The 17,300-nt window shown below is 70.7% G+C and carries 8 protein-coding genes and 1 pseudogene; 2 read left to right on the forward strand and 7 right to left on the reverse strand.

Features of this window, described 5'->3' with window-relative positions:
* Window positions 1–74 precede the first annotated feature (74 nt).
* Window positions 75–1,301: a cysteine desulfurase-like protein gene (locus AB0B90_RS00310; RefSeq protein ID WP_350946550.1), complete on the forward strand. Its 1,227-nt coding sequence runs from the start codon at window positions 75–77 to the stop codon at window positions 1,299–1,301.
* A gap of 148 nt (window positions 1,302–1,449) precedes the next feature.
* Here AB0B90_RS00310 and AB0B90_RS00315 read toward each other — a convergent pair whose 3' ends face one another.
* The 4 genes from AB0B90_RS00315 to AB0B90_RS00330 all read right to left on the reverse strand — a co-directional run bounded on the left by AB0B90_RS00315 (window position 1,450) and on the right by AB0B90_RS00330 (window position 9,231).
* Window positions 1,450–4,791 (reverse strand): family 16 glycoside hydrolase, encoded by a 3,342-nt coding sequence (locus AB0B90_RS00315; RefSeq protein WP_362920031.1) that lies wholly within the window; start codon window positions 4,789–4,791, stop codon window positions 1,450–1,452.
* 285 nt (window positions 4,792–5,076) lie between these two features.
* The gene (locus AB0B90_RS00320) at window positions 5,077–6,897 is read right to left on the reverse strand and encodes a hypothetical protein (protein WP_350946548.1); all 1,821 of its coding nucleotides are present in this window, start codon (window positions 6,895–6,897) and stop codon (window positions 5,077–5,079) included.
* Between the two features lie 60 nt (window positions 6,898–6,957).
* Window positions 6,958–8,073 (reverse strand): nitronate monooxygenase family protein, encoded by a 1,116-nt coding sequence (locus tag AB0B90_RS00325; protein WP_350946547.1) that lies wholly within the window; start codon window positions 8,071–8,073, stop codon window positions 6,958–6,960.
* A gap of 243 nt (window positions 8,074–8,316) precedes the next feature.
* On the reverse strand, window positions 8,317–9,231 hold the full coding sequence (locus AB0B90_RS00330) for a DUF3068 domain-containing protein (RefSeq protein WP_350946546.1): 915 nt from the start codon (window positions 9,229–9,231) through the stop codon (window positions 8,317–8,319).
* A 202-nt stretch (window positions 9,232–9,433) separates the two neighbouring features.
* On the opposite strand from AB0B90_RS00330, the pseudogene AB0B90_RS00335 reads away from it, so the two are divergent.
* A pseudogene (locus AB0B90_RS00335) lies at window positions 9,434–10,504 on the forward strand (acyltransferase); the annotation flags it as partial.
* 13 nt (window positions 10,505–10,517) lie between these two features.
* Here AB0B90_RS00335 and AB0B90_RS00340 read toward each other — a convergent pair.
* From AB0B90_RS00340 to AB0B90_RS00350, 3 genes are read right to left on the reverse strand one after another with little or no spacing between them, the layout of a single operon-like run.
* Entirely contained in the window at window positions 10,518–11,501 is a 984-nt protein-coding gene (locus tag AB0B90_RS00340) for a DUF3068 domain-containing protein (RefSeq protein WP_350946545.1), read from the reverse strand.
* Window positions 11,498–15,847 carry an alpha-(1->3)-arabinofuranosyltransferase family protein gene (locus AB0B90_RS00345; RefSeq protein WP_350946544.1) on the reverse strand — a complete coding sequence of 1,450 codons (4,350 nt, stop codon included), beginning with the start codon at window positions 15,845–15,847 and terminating at the stop codon, window positions 11,498–11,500. Before AB0B90_RS00345 ends, AB0B90_RS00340 begins: the two co-directional genes overlap by 4 nt.
* Window positions 15,848–17,062 carry a glycosyltransferase family 4 protein gene (locus tag AB0B90_RS00350; protein WP_350946621.1) on the reverse strand — a complete coding sequence of 405 codons (1,215 nt, stop codon included), beginning with the start codon at window positions 17,060–17,062 and terminating at the stop codon, window positions 15,848–15,850.
* Between the last annotated feature and the right edge of the window lie 238 nt (window positions 17,063–17,300).

Genomic DNA, 17,300 nt, shown 5'->3' on the forward strand with positions numbered 1-17,300 from the left:
ACTCTGGCCACGTTCCGCTCCAATGGGGACGCCTGACAAGAACACCGATGGCCGGCAGCGGTCCTGGAGGTTTTGTGGCATACGACGTGGCGGCTGTACGGGCGCACTTTCCCGCGTTGGACGAGGGAGCGGCGCACTTCGACGGGCCCGGGGGGTCGCAGGTGCCCGAGCCGGTCGCGGAGGCCGTGGCCGGTGCGCTGCGGGCCGCCGTCTCCAACCGGGGGGCCGAGACCGCCGCCGAGCGGCGCGCCGACGGGATCGTGACCGAGGCGCGCCAGGCGATGGCCGACCTGCTCGGCGCCACCCCGGGCGGCGTCGTGTTCGGCCGGAGCATGACCCAGCTCACCTACGACATGGCCCGCGCGCTCGCCAAGGAGTGGAGCCCCGGTGACGAGGTCGTGGTCACCACCCTGGACCACGACGCGAACATCCGGCCCTGGGTGCATGCCGCCGAGGCGCGCGGGGTCACGGTACGCCGGGCCGACTTCGACCCGGAAAGCGGCGAGCTGAGCGTCGACACGATCGCCCACCTGCTCGGCGGGCGCACCCGGCTGGTGGCCGTCACGGCCGCGTCGAACCTGCTGGGCAGCCGTCCGGACATCCCGGCGATCGCCGAACGGGTGCACGCGGCCGGGGCGCTGCTCTACGTCGACGGCGTGCACCTGACGCCGCACAGCCTGGTCGACGTCGGACGGCTGGGCGCCGACTTCTACGCCTGCTCGCCGTACAAGTTTCTCGGCCCGCACCTAGGCGTGCTCGCCGCCGACCCCGGCCTGCTGGAGAGCGTCCACCCCGACAAGCTGCTCCCCGCCACCGACGCGGTGCCCGAACGCTTCGAGCTGGGCACGCTGCCCTACGAGCTGCTCGCCGGCACGACGGCGGCGGTCGACTTCCTCGCCGGGCTCGTACCGGGTGAGGGGACCAGGCGCGAACGCCTGGAAGGCTCGATGGCCGAGCTGGAGGAGCACGAGAGGATCCTGCTCGAACGGCTCGACGCGGGGCTGGCCGAGATCGCCGGAGTGACCTTCTACGGCGCGGCGTCGCGCGCCCGCACCCCCACGACCCTGTTCTCCGTCGACCACGTCAGGTCCGCCGACGCCTACCGCTTCCTGGCCGAACGCGGCGTCAACGCCCCCGCGGGCAGCTTCTACGCGCTGGAGTGCTCCCGCCGCCTGGGCCTCGGCGACACCGGCGCCATCCGGGCCGGAATCGCGCCGTACACCGACGAGTCCGACGTGGACAGGCTCCTCAAGGGCGTCCAGGAGCTGGCCGGGAAGGCGGCACGGCCCGAACCGGCGTGAACGGCACCGCCACGGGCGGGGCCCGGGTCCCGGACGAACGGCTGGGAGGACGGGGGCGTCGCGGTGCGCTCACGGCCCGGCGGGTGGCCTCGCGCACAGGGCAGGCCGCCCCGCGCGGAGAGCGGGACGGCCTGCTGAGCGGATGAGGTCAGGAGACGGGTTCGATCCATATGTTGCGGAAGCGGGGGTTCTCGCCGGCGTCGCCGTGGTCCTGAAGGCGGATCCCGCCCGACGCCGCGCTCTCCGGGATGTGGTCGCCCGTGCCGCCGTCGACGGCCACGTCGTCGTGCACCACCACGCCGTTCCAGACGACCGTGACCCGCGCGTCGTCGACCTTCACTCCCGCGCCGGTGTACCGGGCCGCGCGGAAGGTGATGTCGTAGGTCTGCCACGTTCCCGAGGCGGTGGCCATGTTGCGGTCGGGCGCGCGCTTGTTGTAGATCGCCCCCGCCTCGTTGGCGGCCGGCGTGGTGTCACCGTACGACTCCAGGACCTGGATCTCGTAGCGTTCCTGGAGGAAGACGCCGCTGTTGCCCCGCTGCTGTCCGGTCACGTCCGGCGGGTAGTCCGGCTCGTACCACTCGGCGTGGAGCTTGAAGTCGCCGAACGTCTGCCGGGTACGGATGTCGCCGCCGTAGGACTCCACGGAGCCGTTCGCGATCGGCCAGGTCGCCGCTCCGCCGGCCCGTTTCTCCCACGCCGCCAGACTTGACCCGTCGAACAGCGTGATCCGCTGCGCCTTCGACACGGTGATGTGGTCGAGGTTGACGTTGCCCGTGTCGCCGGAGTCGTACCTGTAGGCGATCGTGTTCGTGCCCCGGTTCAGGTTGAGCGGCTCCGTCTGGACGGCCCAGGCGTCCCAGCCGCCGGTGGCGGCCAGCCGCACCTGCCTGACCTTCTCTCCGTTGACGTACACGCTCAACGACCTGCCGACGTCGGCCGCGTAGCGGAGCCCCACGTTGTGCGCGCCGGTCGAGTCCGACCACACGGAGAACGACGTGCTCGCGCCCTGGTTCCAGTAGCCGTCGACGAAGCCCTTGTAGGTGTAGCCCTGGTGGTTCTGGTTCGCCTTCGCGCCACCGCTCAGCGAGGCGTTCTCGGCCTCGAACACCCGCTGCGCGGCCACGGTGATGGAGTCCAGGTTGACGTGGCCCACGTCACCGCTGTCGAACCTGTAGGTGATGAGGTTGGCGCCCTTCCTCAACGCAAGCGGTTCGACCCGGGTGGCCCACAGGTCCCAGGTCTCCGTGGTGGGCAGCGGCACCTGCCTGACCTTGGTCCCGTTGACGTACACGCTCAGGGACTTGGTGCCGGGCGCGGGGTTCGGGCCGTTGGAGTAGCGCAGGCCGACGTGGTACGTGCCCTCCCTGGCCGCGTGCACGGCGAACTGCGTGGCCGCTCCCACGGCCTGGTAACCGTCGACGAAGCCGCTTCCCGAGTAGCTCAGATGATCGGTGTTCAGCTTCGCGCCGCCGCTGTGCGAGGCGCTCTCCGCCTCGTACACGGTGTCCGTCTCCGGACCGTCGACCATCGAGTTGAGCGTGTACCAGGCCTCGGTGCTCCACAGCGGCTGCCCCGACGCCGAACCGAACGGGCGCGGCGACCGCAGGTGCACCACGCGCCCCGGCTTGAGACCGGCGATCTTCAGCGTGACCTTCTTCCCGCTGGGGTTCAGGGTCGCGGAGGTGACGGTCAGCGGCTCCTCGTCCACCTTGGGGCCACCGTAGGTGGAGGCCGCGGCGTACCGCCACTGGGTGGCCTGGTACCTCGCCGCCAGCGACGCGGCGGTCTCGGCCGACAGCGGCTGGGTGTACTGCAGCTCGAAGCCGCCCTCGATCGCGCGCATCTTCAGGATGTCGAAGGCCTTGTCGTCGCCGGGGGTCAGCTTCTGCAGTCCGTAGGTGAGCTTGCCCGGCTGGCCCCAGTTTCCGCCGGCGCCGAGACCTCCGGCGTAGACGGCGCCGTCGGGTCCCAGGCTGATCCGGTTGACCCCCGCCTCAAGGCCCTGGGTGAAGCGGAAGACCGCGCCCTGGTACTCGCCGTTGACCTTCTCCAGGTAGCCGCGCTGGATCCCGCCGTAGGTGACGTCGCCGAACAGCATCTGACCCGCGTACCTGCCCTGCTTCATGAGCAGTGGCGTGCTGGGGGAATTGGCGATCTCGTTGTGCGGCAGCCAGAGCACGGGCGCGCTCACCACGTTGTCGTCGAACCGGCCGTCGGGGTTGGTGTAGTGGTTGAAGAACCGGTCCTTCTTGACGTGCACCAGTTTCGAGGCGGGCAGCCAGCCGCCCTGGTTGTCCATGACGAACAGGTCGTCGTTCGGGCCCCAGCCGAGCCCGTTGGGCGTGCGCAGGCCGCCGGCGACGTACTCGACCTTGCCGGTGGCCTTGTCGACCTTGATGGTCGTGCCCCTGTCCGGCGCCGGTTGCGGGTCGGTGGTGGCGCCGCCGTAGTTGATGGCGACGGAGAGGTTGATGTAGAAGTGGCCGTCACGGTAGAGCAGCCCGAACGCGAACTCGTGGAAGTTGCCGCCGAACGGCCAGGTCGCCACGGTCCTGAGGTTGTCGGCGACCTCGTCGCCGTCGGTGTCGTTCAGCTCCACCAGCCGGGACTTCTCCGAGACGTAGAGCTTGCCGTCCACGTACTTGATGCCCATGGGCTCCTGGAGCCCACCGGCGATCTTCTTGGTGGTCACCTGCGCGGGTGAGGTCTTGCCCGTGACGTTGCCGAGCAGGTAGACCTCGCCGAGCTTGGTTTCCGAGCCGCCCCACGTGGCGACCGCCAACCGGCCGTCGGGCAGCCAGTCCATCGCGGTCACCTGCGGCCGGAAACCCTCCGGTCGCAGGTCGGTGAGCGTGAAGTCGGGGTGTACCGACTCCAGCGGCAGCCCGTCGCCCGGAGAGTCGGCGCCGCTCTCGCACTCCTTGCGCCCGGGGGCGGTGACCCGCACCACGTCCGCGTCCGTGCTCAGCACCGAGTTCGGCACGAGGGCGAACCCCGAGGATCCGGGTGGTTTCCACTCCAGCTTGAGCTGCTGGCCGTACAGGTGCTCGAAGTGGTCGACGCGCAACGCGTGGTAGCCGGTGGTCAGGGTGATCGTGCCGTCCACGGCGATCGGCCCGTGCCGCCCGTCGTTGGTGATCACGACGGTGTCGTCGATGCGCAGCCGAGAGCCGTCGTCGCTGGTGAGCCGGAACTCGTAGGTGCCCGCGGTGGCGATGGAGATGTTGCCGATCGCCTCGGTGACGAACATGTCGGTCAGGCCGAAGTCGGCGTCGGAGCTCCAGTCGATCGTGGGCATCAGCTTGTCCACGTTGGGTGTCTGACCGGGCTTGAGCGTGCAGAGCTTGGACAGTTCGACCTGGACGTCGTAGGTGCGCAGGGTGACGCCCGGCACCTGTGGCGGCACTGCCACGTGTGCTTGAGCGGGTACGGCGAGCCATGAGAGCGCGGTGAGCAGTAAGACGGATAACAGGGGGGATTTCCGCATGACCGTTCCATCTCGGTGAGGAGGCCGCTTTCGGCGCGGCGTGGGGGGATGCGGCACCGCCGGTGTGACCGATCGGATGGCGGACGCCGGACCTGATTCGCTGTGACGGGGAGGAGTTAATGCCGCTCTGGCCGTAATCTAAAGCAAGATTTTCCACTTGCCCATACGTTTATGCCGAAAACCAGCAAAAGTCATACCTCTCACGGCAAAAGAAGAGGACGCCGCGCTCCGGCGCGACCGCGCCACCGATCACCCGATCACCGACCGCGCTTCGGAGCCGCCCCTCTAGCCAGGGACCGGGCCGCCGAAGAGGCCGCCGATGACGCAGACCCGGGTGTCGGCGGACAGGACCTCCATCCGCACCGAGGCGCCGGGGGCGGTGAAGGGGATGTGGATCCTGCCGGTTCCCTGTTCGAGGACGATCTCGACCTCCTGCTCCCCCACCTGCACGTAGGCCGCCGTCCTGGCGGTGGAGCGGTAGTCGAGGCCGAGGACGACCATGCCGCCCTTGTGCGCGAGGGGGATCGAGATCGTGCCGCCCAGCTGGGGGAAGCAGCCGCCGGGGGCGGCGACGTAGGGGCCGGTGAGGCGGACCGGGACGAGGCGGCGCCCGGTGGGGTCGAGCACGAGCGGGGCGACGGCGGGCCGGGGGTTGCGCATGAGGGCGGCGAGTTCGGGCGGGGCGAGCGGGCTGAGGGTGAGGTGGCTGAGCCCTTCGTCCCCGTACCCGAAGCCGAACTGGTCGTAGGGCGTCTGCTGGGGATAGATGTCACTGCCCGGCGGGGCGGAGGCGAGCGTGGCCCGCACCGAGGCGAGGTAGGAGCGGATCTCGGCCCGCCCCGGCTCCGTCCCCATCACGTATCTGTGCGCGGAGTAGACGGAGAAGGCGGCGACCGCCATCGCCAGCAACGCGCAGCCGGTCCCGGCGACGCGGGCCGGGATCCGCCAGCGGTACGGGCGCGCCTCGCCCAGCAGCGGGAGCATCGCCAGCCCCAGACAGAGGGCGATCACCGGGGTCACGTCCGCGAGGTAGCGGGCCTCCTCGCCCAGGGCCCGGTCCAGGGATCGTCCGGCCAGGATCGGCACCATGAGGAGGGGCGGATAGAGGCAGAGGATCAGCCAGGCCTTCCACGCTCCCCGCCTGAGGAGCAGGGTGACGGCGACGACCACCCCGATGAGCGCCCAGGCCGCGCCGACCATCGCCTGCGGCGGCACCGCGTAGAACTTGTACCACCAGGGCCCGGGTCCCCCGGCCGCGAGCACCGGAAGGGTGACGCCCAGCATCCGCGCCACGGCCCGGCCGGCCACCTCGGAGGAGGGCGCCCCGATCTCCTGGCCGTGCAGGCGGTCGAGCTGCAGGAGGAACAGGATCGAGTAGGCGCCCGCCATGACCGCGTACGCGCCGAACACCGTCGCCAGGGAGCGCAGGCGCTCACGGACGGGGAAGTACAGGACGGTGACCAGGACGAGCAGCAGGGGGATGGCGAAGACGGCCTTGAGGTGGAAGGAGCCGAGCCCGAACAGGAACCACAGCCCGGTCACGACCGCGTCCACGCCGCGCCCGGAGCGCAGGAACGTCACGTGCGAGGCGACCGCCATCGCGATCGCGATCTGCAGCGGCAGGGCCTGGACCGCCGCCGCCCACCAGTAGAAGGCGGGCAGGGCGAGCGGTGTGAACAGGTAGAGGGACAGCGGCACCAGGATCATCCAGCGGGCACCGAACAGCACGCGCAGCATGCGGTACACGGCGAGCGAGGCGGCGAGCTGGAAGAGCAGCAGCGCCGCCGCGGTCACCGTCCAGTCGTACGCGCCGAGCGAGGTGACGACCGTGTTGGCGATCATCCCGACCGGCATCACGTGCGCGGAGTAGACGCCGAAGAGGTAGTCGAGCCCGAAGGGTTCGGCCGCGGCCCTGCCCACCATGTTGAGGTCGTCGCCGAAGAAGCCGCCCCTGTACAGGATCACGGCCCGCCAGGCGAGCTGGACCACGATGAGGACGAGCGCGGCGCCGAGCACCCGCCGACCCCCGGGAAAGGACCGCGAAGGCCCTGCCGGGGGATCGGTGACATCGTCAGCGACATCATCGGTGACCTGCGGGGACGTCATCACTCTCCAAACTCATCGGCTCTGATGAGTTCTTAGCCCATTCCTTCGGACATGAGCTACCTACTCACCGGTAATGCGACCCAATCGTTCCATTGCCTCGACGTACTGCTCGATCATGCCGAAGACGACGTCCCTGGTGGACCTGACCTGGTTCATCGCGCCGATGATCTGCCCGGCCGGGAAGGTCGCCAGCTCGGTCGCGTCGGAACGGCCGATCCTGCGGAGCGCGTCGGAGATCAGCATGAACTGCAGCGGCATGGGGAGCGTGCCGGGCGACTCCTGGGACTCCCAGGCGTCGGTCCACTCGTTCCTGAGCAGCCGGGCGGGCTTGCCGGTCCACGACCGCGAGCGCACGGTGTCGCGCGAGGTCGCCCCCAGGATGCGGCGCTTGACCACCTCGGAGGTGTCGGCCTCCTCCACGGCGAGCCAGATCGATCCCGTCCACACGCCCTCGGCGCCGAGCGCGAGCCCGGCCGCCATCTGGCGGCCGTCGCCGATGCCGCCCGCGGCCAGTACGGGGACGTCGACGGCGTCCACGACCTGCGGGATGAGGACCATCGTGGAGATCTCCCCGGTGTGCCCGCCCGCCTCGGTGCCCTGGGCGACGACGATGTCCACCCCGACCTCGACCTGCTTGATCGCGTGCCTCGGGGTGGAGGCGAGCGCGGCGACCTTCACCCCCTTGGCGTGCGCCTGGTCGACCACGTCGGCGGGGGGCGGGCCCAGCGCGTTGGCGAGCAGTGCGATCGGGTGCCGCAGGGCCACCTCGACCTGCGGGCGCGCGGTGGCGTCGGTCCAGCCGAGCAGCACCTTGCCCGCGTCCGCGTCGGCCGAGAGCGGTGGCACGCCGTGGGAGGCGAGCAGGCCGTCGACGAAGTCCCGGTGGCCCTGGGGGATCATCCCCTGGAGCCGTCCCACGAGGTCCTCTGGCGAGTCGACGCCGAGGTCGGAGCCCGCGTACGAGGCGGGCATGACCACGTCGACGCCGTACGGTTTGCCGTCGACGTGGTCGTCGATCCACTTGAGCTCCGTCTCGAGCTCCTCGGGGGTGAAGTAGAGGGCGCCGAGCACGCCCATCCCCCCCGCGCGACTGACCTCGGCGACGACGTCACGGCAGTGGCTGAACGCGAAGATCGGAAATTCGATCCCGAGCATGTCGGTAACACGTGTCCGCATGCTGCGACTGTACGACCGCGTCAAACTAACTGCAACGCGTTCTAATAGAGAACCTTTCTTTCGACAGAAAACCTAAGCTACTCGTGAGTAATGAAGCAGGAAAAACGATGGAACATGTTCCAGTGACACGTACGGGGAACGACGGTCCACAAGGTTCGCGGCGAACGGAAAGGGAGGCCGCGGGCGCGTGCCCACGGCCTCCCTCCACACCTTCCCCGCCCGGGGCCCGGCGCCCCCGGTCTCTCACATGTCCCTGCGGCGCCTCACGAGCAGGGCGCCGGTGACGACCAGGGCGAGGCCGATCAGCAGGAGCACCAGCGGGATCATGGTCTTGAGCAGCGTGATGCTGTTCCTGCTGTCGAGCGCGTTCTTGACCAGGTCGTCCACGGTGTTCTGGGTCATCTTCACGTCGGCGGCGAAGGCGAGCGAGCGCTCGACGCCGTCCGAGGTCTTGAGGACGTCGTGGCGCCGCTGTTCCTGCCGCACCGGCGAGCCGGTGGCCGGCTCGATCCAGAAGGTGTTGACGCCGTCGTAGACGCGGTCCGCCTGCACGTCGCCGGGATCGTCCATGCCGAGGATGGAGGCCGGGACGGTGACGGTGTCGATCTTGGTTGGCGGGACGGTCTGCTCGAACCGGTAGACCGAGAGCCCTCCGACCTGCTCCTCACCGACGAAATTGGCGTCGAACGCCTTGCCGGTGATCGCGTTGAACACGCTGTACGTCTTCTTCTCGACGTCGAAGGGCCACTTGTAGATCTGCCCCTGGAGTTGCACGGGGGTCTTGTCGACGTTGACGTTGCAGCAGTTCACGCCCTCGCCCGTGTACTTGTTGAACGCGCTGCGACGCTCGCTGAACGAGATGAGGGGGTTCTTGTTGGTGACGTCGTTGACCGCCGTGGCCTCCTCCCAGACGACCCGGTCGCCTTCGGCCGCGGTAACGTCCCCCCTGGTGGTGACGGTAATGTCAAGGTTGCCCTTCACGACCTTCAGGTCCCCGGGGCTGAAGTACTGGGCGTCGACGGCCTCCAGCTTGCTGATGCCGTACTGGTCGGCGGGAGCGGCGATGAGACCGGTCGCCACCTGGAACCGCACGAGCGGTGCCAGAACGATGAGAAACGCCCCGAGTCCGATGAATATCAAACCGATGACGCGACGCATCGCTCCTCCTGGGGCCGCCCGCTACACATATATCCCGCTCACCCTATAACAAGTTCCATTTCGCGATATGTTAGTGCTGGCAAACATCCACAGTCACCAGGGATGCCGAAAAGTGACCGAAACAGGTTCTATGCCGGTTCACCAGGGGTCCACCGGCAGGGACGTGCGGGATCTTCCCGCGGTCGGCGGGCATCTCGACGCGATGGACGGCGTCCGCGCGGTCGCCTCCTTCGGCGTCCTTCTCTACCACGTGGCGAGCACGACGGGCGCCTCCCTCAGGGAGGGGTTTCTGCCCGCCCTGCTCTCCAGGGGCGACATCGGGGTGCCGATCTTCTTCCTGCTGTCGGGCTTCCTCCTCTACCGGCCCTGGGCCGGCGAGGTCGTGCGAGGTGAGGCGCCCCCCGGCGCCGGCGGTTACCTGTGGAAGCGCGCGCTGCGCATCCTGCCCGCGTACTGGCTCGTGGTCGCCGTCGCGCTGCCGCTGTGGTCGTGGCCGCAGGCGGCCGAACCCGTCAACTGGCTGCCCTTCCTGCTGCTGGTGCAGAACTACGTGCCGGAGCCGTGGTGGGCCGGCGCGAGCCCGCCGGGGCTCGGGCAGATGTGGAGCCTCTCGGTCGAGATGACCTTCTATCTCGCCCTCCCGCTCCTCGCCGTCGCGCTGCGCGCCATCGCGCGGCGCGGCGCGGACCCCGCGGCCAGGGCCAAGCGGCTGCTCGTCGGCATCGGCGCCCTCGCCCTGGTCTCCCCCCTCTGGGCGGTCTTCAGCCACATCCCCGCGCACCGCCCCGAACTCGGGCTCTGGCTCCCCCGGTCGATGCTCTACTTCGCGACGGGCATGGCCCTCGCCGTCGTCTCGTTCTGGGCGCACGCCGAGACCGACCCCGACGCCCCGGTGCGACGGCTCACCAGGGGGGTGCGCGAGTCGTGGGTGACCTGCTGGATCATCGCCGCTTTCGTCTACGCCGTCGCGGCCAGCCCCATCGCGGGAGGCCGCCTCTTCGAGGTCCAGGACCTGTGGACGGACATCTTCGAGATGACCCTCTACACGGTCTTCGTCCTCGCCCTGCTCGCTCCCGTGGCCCTGCAGACCTCCGAACCCTCGCCGCTGCGCTCGCTGCTCGGCAACCGGGTGATGCGCTATCTCGGCCGCATCTCCTACGGCGTCTTCCTGTGGCAGTTCGTGGTGATCGTGGGCTGGTACGAGCTGACCGGGCAGCAGAGCTTCAGCGGCGATCTGCTCACGACGCTGGTGGTGTGCACCGCGTTCACCGTCCTGCTCGCCGACCTCAGCCATCGGCTGATCGAGGCTCCGGCGTTGCGGCTCCGGCGCCGGGAGCGGGGGCGGGGGCGGCGGAGGCGCGACTCTGCAGGCGCAAACCCGCGAACAGCAGCAGCACGCCGAGCACGGCGCACGACAGCGGGATCACCCGATTGACGAGTGTCGCCCAGCGAAGGAACTGCCGCGCCTCCCCCGCGTTCCACCGCTCGTCCCCGGTGCTGGTGCGCATGTCGGCGGCGAGCGCGACCAGCCGTCCCGCACCGTCGTCGGTGCGCAGGGTCTTGACCAGGTTCTCCCTGACCCCGATCACCATCCCGCTCTCCGGTTCCACCCAGAAGGTACGGGTCCCTTCGAGGTAGGCGTTGACGGGGAACGTCTCCCTGCCGCCCAGCCCGAGGACCGTCCCCGGCAGTTCCATCGCCCGCTGGACGAGCCGCTCGTTGACCAGACGCTGCGCGTAGCGGTTGACCCGGACGCCGTACAGGGTCTCGATCCCCTCGAAGCGGGCGGCCACCGGACGCCGGACGAGCGGGTCGTAGACCTGGTAGGCGACCGGCCCGGCTCCGAAGGGCCAGCGGAACACCAGCCCGCGCGGGGCGGGGTTGCCGTTCTCGTCGACGTAGTTCTCGCAGCAGTTGACCGCCTGCCCCGTACGGCGGTCGAACGCGGCCCGCCGCTCGTGGTAGTCGATGCGCCGCCCGTCGCGGGTGGCGAGGGAGACGAACTCCGTCCACACCGCGACGTCCGGCGTGGACCTGACCGTGTCCCCGTATCTGGCCACGGCCGTCTCCAGCGGGACGCCCCGGTGCGTGCGCAGGGTGGCGGTGTCGAAGTAGGAGCCGGACTCGGTGGTCAGCTTGGTGATCCGGTCCTGCTCCGCGGGCAGTACCAGGCCGCTGGGATAGATGTAGAGGCGCACCAGCGCGGCCAGCGTGATCAGGAAGGCACCGGCGACCAGGACGAGCACACCGCGCGGTCTCCGGCCGATCATCGTCGCTCCACGGGTTGGAGGGGATCGTCCTTCTCCCACGCCCGCAGCCAACGGCGGGGCGACCTCGACACGCGCGCCGCGGCGAACAACAGGCCCACGGCGACCAGGGAGAGATACTGTGCCCCCGCCGCCCCCGCCGCCCCGCCGTAGCCGAGCGCGAGACCGGCCCCGCCGAGCGCCGCCACCACGGGGAACGGTGTGAGCAGCACCCGGCCGATCCTGTACAGCGGGCCGCCCGCGCTGTGCTCGGCCCCCGCGATGCCCCGCAGCCACAGGGCGAGTGCCGCCACCAGACCGGCCAGGGCGGCACCGGCCCACCCCTCGGCCACCAGGCCCAGCACGAGGGCCGGCGGCCACAGCCAGGCCGCCCGCAGCACCGCGGGCGGCGACGCGGGAAGCTCGCGGAGCGGGCGGCGGGGGCGGACCAGAGCGAGCGCGACGACCAGCGCGACCAGCACCCATCCCACGACCAGCGACATCCGATACAGGCCGTCGGGGGCGTACGTCATCACCACGGTCCCGCTCCCGGGGGGCAGCAGCCACGCCTGCCGCCACCCGTCCAGCCTCGCCGGTTCCAGCACGCGTCCGTCGAACGACGCCTGCCAGCCTTTGTTGAAGTTCTCGCCGAGCGCCAGGTAGGAGGGCTCCGTCGTGGAGACCCTCACCCGGCGCTCCCCCGCCTCCCAGCTCTCGACGGTCGCGGGCCGCAGGACCACCTCCGGCGCCGCGGCGCCTCCGGCATTCCCGGCTCTCTCCGCACTCCCGGTGCCCCCGGCGTTTCCCGCGTTCCCGGTGCTCTCGGTCCTCTCGGTCCTCTCGGTCCTCCCGGCGCCGCTTCCGTTCGGGCTCTTCGGGCTCCTTCGACTCCCCGCGGCGTCCTCGGCGCCGTTCGCCGCACCGTCGCCGCTCCCCTCGCCCTCCGCGTCGGCGGCGCGCAGGACCATCGAGTCCACCCGGAAGCCCTGGAGCGCGGCGGCGCGCACCCGCAGCGTGCCGTCCCGCGTCTCCACCGCCTCACAGGCCCGGTAGCCGACCGGACGGCCGTTGAGCAGGTCGCCCAGGGTCCCGCTGTGGATCTCGGTGGGCGTCGCGACCCCGTTCACGGTGAGCGTCGGACCGAGCCCGCAGGGCATCCTCACCGGCTGCGTGTCCGGGGTGGGCAGCGGCTCGACCCCTGGGATCGCCACCCCGAGCACCTCCATCCGCCAGGAGCCGAGGGCGGCGAAGGTGAGCTTCACCCGGCTCGCCCTCATCGGCGCGAAGTGGATCCACCCGTCCTTCGAGGCCCAGGCGTACCGGACGCCGTCGTCGGTCGTGACGGTGACCCGGACCGGCGGAGCGCCCAGCCTGGTGTCGGGGAAGTCGACGCGCAGCCGGGACAGGGTCATCTCCCTGCCCAGCTCGAAGGAGAGCGAGGGCTCCAGGTCCTTGTCCCCGGCGTACCAGATGGTCCTGCGGTCGTCGTCGAAGGCCGCGTAGGCGCCGGTGGCCGGGATGTCGCTCGCGGTGGAGGAGGCGGTGACGCGGGGGAAGCTCCCCTCCGGCATCAGCACGGTCTCGGCCACCCGCCGGTCGGTGAGCACGGCCCTGCCCGCCAGCGTCTGCCTTCCCTCGGCGACGGGGACCAACCTGTCGAAGGCGTAACCGTCCTCGCCCACGAAGCGCAGCCTGTCCGCGCAGGTCCAGGCGTAGGAGCCGAGCATGCAGCCGGGGGCGGTGTCCGTCCGGCTGGTCACGACCGTCTGCCCGGGCGAAGCGGGGTCGGCCGAGGATGCGGACGAGGAGACGGGCGGCACCACGAGCGTGCGCTCCGCGCGGACCCCGGGAATGGACAGCTCGGTGATGCCGACCCGGGGGTTGGGGTCACGCAGGACGCCGGTGACCCGGATCCGGATCCGGGACGTCTCGCCCTGCGGAACGTTCAGCCGCTCCCACAGCGAGGTGAGGCCGAGCCGGGTGCGCACCCTGCCGGCGTCGGTCTCGACCATGACCTCGGAGACCGTCACCGTCTCCTCCGAGCGTTCGAAGACCGCCTGGATGAAGGGCACCGAGGTCGGTTTGGCGAGCTGTACCTCCAGCCACTGCTCGGTGGCCGGCTTCCAGCCGGTGGAGCGCCAGCCGGTGCGCAGGTCGAAGTCCACCGCCGCGTACGGCTGCTGCCCGCTGTCGCGGGTTCCCGGGGTCACCCCGAGCCCGGACTGTGAGGAGGAGGCGGTCACCCCCTTGATCCCGATGAAGGCGGCGACGGTGCCGGGATCGGACCAGCCGGGGTCGGTGAGGTCGTAGGCGGGCCCGTACCCCTCATAGGGCTCGTCCGGCGTCATCGTCTCGCCGTACGGCCTGCGCAGGTCGCTCACCACCAGCTCGCGCCGCCGCATGGTGTCGGTGAGCACCGTGTCGGCGGCGGGGATCGCGTCCGCTCCGGGGTCGTCGCCGAGGATCACCGGCCGGTCGTCTTCGAGGACCCCCTCCTCGGCCATGGTGAGCAGTGCCTCGGGACCGCCGGAGACCCGCAGCGGCCGCCGCGCCGCGACCGTGCCGACGACGGGACGCGCCCCGGTGACCTCGTAGATCTCCAGGGACGTGTACGGCTGGTCGAGCCAGCTCGCGCCGGTCTGGGAGTCCTCGAAGCCGACCGTGGGCCCGAAGCCGCGTACCCGGGTCAGGCCGGGAGAGCGGTCCAGCGCCTCGTGCACCCGGGCGGGCCACGCGTCACCGAAGGCGACCCTGTCGAGGTCGTTGCGGATCAGCAGGTAGCGCACTCCCATCCGGCGCAGCGTCCGGGTGAGCCCTTCCGATCCCTGCCCGTTGGCGAAGCGGTCGTCGATCGCCTTGACGAGCCGGTTGGAGCCGGCCGTGCCCCACGGCACGATCGTGTTGCTCACCCAGCGGGCCTTCTTCAGCAGTGGCTGGAACGGCTCGTCGAGCGGACGCCCCCAGGTGTACTCGCCTCGCCGGGCTCCGGGCAGGACCAGCACGGTGCCCTCCTCGGCCCGGTCGTCCAGCCAGGAGGCCGCCTGCCGCCAGTGCTCGGGGACGTCGGCGAAGGCGCCGCTCGGGGCGATGCCCGCGGTGGCGACGGGGACGAGGGTGAGCCCGACCAGCCCGGCCCCCACCACCACAGCGGGGAGGCGGACGGCGGGCCTGCGCGCTCCCACGTAGGAGACGAACGCGGCGAGTCCGAGCACCAGCGGCAGCCGTACGAGCGCGTTGAACTTGTGCAGGTTGCGGAACGGCGCGAGCGGGCCGTCCAGCAGCGCCCTGAGGGGTTCGGCGAGCGGCCCGGCGTGGCCCGCGACGAGGACGGCGACGCCCACGAGCGCGGTCAGGATCAGGAAGGTCCGCTCGGGCGTGCGCGCGAGGGTGAGCCCGGCCAGCCCCAGCCCGGCGACGAGCGCGGTGACCAGCACGAGCCAGGGCACGGTGGCGTGCTCGTAGGCGGCGGGCAGGAAGGGGCGTCCGTCCACCGGCAGGAAGGCGACCCAGCTGTTCATGCCGCGCAGCACGTTGGTGAGCGAGCCCACGACCGTGGTCGTCCACGCGTTCTCGGTGAAGGGCATGAAGGAGAAGACGTAGCGGCCGAGCAGCACCAGCGGGACGAGCCACCAGAACGACACGGCGGCGATCGCGGCGAGCCACCAGGCGATGAGCCGTCGCTTGCGCGGGCCGCGCGCCCGGGTGAGCAGGTAGATCATCGGTACCACGAGCACGGCCAGTTCGGCGGCGGCGTTGATGCCGCCCGCGAACAGGAACACGAGCGCCGACAGGCAGGCGGCCCTGCGCGGGCTCGTCTCCCCCTGCGCGCCCCTGACGAGGAAGAGCAGCACCCAGGGCAGGACGGCGCTGGGGGCGAACTCCACGGAGTTGAAGCCCATGAGCGCCTGCGCGTGCGGGGCGAGCGCGTAGGCGAGACCGGCCAGCACCCCGGCGAGCTGCCCGCCGATCCGCAGCGCCCTGGCCAGCTGGGCGACGCCGACGAAGGCGACGCACAGGATCAGCGTCACCCAGAGCCGCTGCACCACCCACGGGGGCATGCCCGCGTTGATCAGCAGGGTGTAGAAGGGACCCATCGGGAAGATGTAGCCGTACGCCTGGTTCTGCAGGTGTCCCAGGTAGTCCTGGTCCCACATGCTCAGCGCCTGGGAGAGGAAGCCGATCGGGTTGATCGGCATGTCCAGCTTCGTCTCGGCGATGAGCATGCCCGGCGCCATGTGGAAGGCGACGGCGGCGAGGAAGAGGCACCCGGCGAGCAGCCTGAGCCTGCGGCGAAGCCCGGTGTCGGAGGCTCCGAACTCGGAGGGAGGTGCGGAAAGGCGGGTGATCCACGCCTCGGGGATCACCGTCACTTATGGCGGGTCGGTCTCACCCGCGGCGAGACAGAGATCGGATACATGAAGGTGGCGGCCGTTTTTAGATAGTTCTGTGGTGATTAGTCCGGTCATCGTAGCGCCCGTTCTCCCCCAGGTGAATTCGGCCGCCCAGAGCCTGCACGCCTGCTGGATCTCCTCGCGCCTGGCCGGGTCCGACAGTTCCCGCAGCGCGCGGTCCACCACGTCGGCGAGCGCCTCCCCCTCCCCGACCAGCCAGCCCGTGACACCGTCACGCACCGAGTCGCGCAGTCCCGCGACGTCGTAGGCGACGGTCGGGACGCCGAGCGCGGCGGCCTCGATCACGGTCAGCCCCCAGCCCTCGAACTCCGAGGCGGTGACGTTGACCCGCGCCGCCCCCAGGATCGCGTTCTTGGCGGCCTCGGGCAGGAAGCCGTGCAGGTGGACCCGGTCTTCGAGGCCGCGGCGGGCGGCGTGTGCCGCGAGCCGCTCCTGTTCGCAGCCGCGCCCGACGACGTGCACGTGGATGCCCGGCCACGCCCCTTCGAGGTCTCCCGCGAGGTCCACCACCCGTTCGACGCGCTTGTGGCCCACGAGCCTGCCGAGGTAGACCACCGAGGGGTCCCCCGCCACGCCCTCGCCGCTCGCGACCAGGCGCGCCACCGGGCTGCCGTTCGGGATGATCTGGATCGGCGCGAGCCAGCCGAGCCGCTCGCGCAACTCCTTCCTGGAGGACTCGGAGACCGTGACGGTCGCGCGGCGCCGGTAGACCAGCCGGGCGACCGGCCCCTCGATGAAGCAGCCGATACGGGCCAGCCAGCGCGGGAAGAAGGCGTAGAACTGGCGGTCGTGCACGTGGTGCACCAGGGAGATGACGACCGTGCGCCGTCCGGTGACCAGAGGGGCGAAGAAGGGGATGCCGTTCATGCAGTCGATGACGACGTCGAAGCGCCGGCGCCGCAGCAGCATCCAGAGCGGGACCAGCAGATAGACCAGGAACGGGTTGCCCATCCGCCGCAGCGCGATGCCGTCCCGTTCCTCGGCCGAGGACTGCCCCGCCTCCTTGGAGGTGACGAAGGTGACCGACGCCCCCTGCCCCACCAGGTGGCGGCTCACCTGCCAGGCGTACTCCTCGGCGCCCCCCGCCACCGACTGCAGCGGCTCACGGAAGTTCAGGACGGCGACGCGCACCCCGCGCAGCAACGGCCGCTGCCGCGCCGTCGCGGCCACCAGGCCCGCGGGGGACGGGCCCGACGCCCGGCGGGTCGCCCTGGCGCCCTGTCCGGCCACGACCACTCCTATCTCCGAATTCTCCGAGCGCTCCGTGCCCCCGTACGCTCCGCGCTCTCCGGACGAGGTGTCACTTTATGGGGTGAATGTCGCTGTCCGGCGTGCGAGAACGACGGCACCGAGGGTTTTCGCGCATGCGGCGGCCAGGCCCTGTCTCGTCGACGTGATCCGGAGCGGGTCT

It is taken from the genome of Streptosporangium sp. NPDC049078 (genome assembly GCF_040648855.1).
GTDB lineage: Bacteria > Actinomycetota > Actinomycetes > Streptosporangiales > Streptosporangiaceae > Streptosporangium.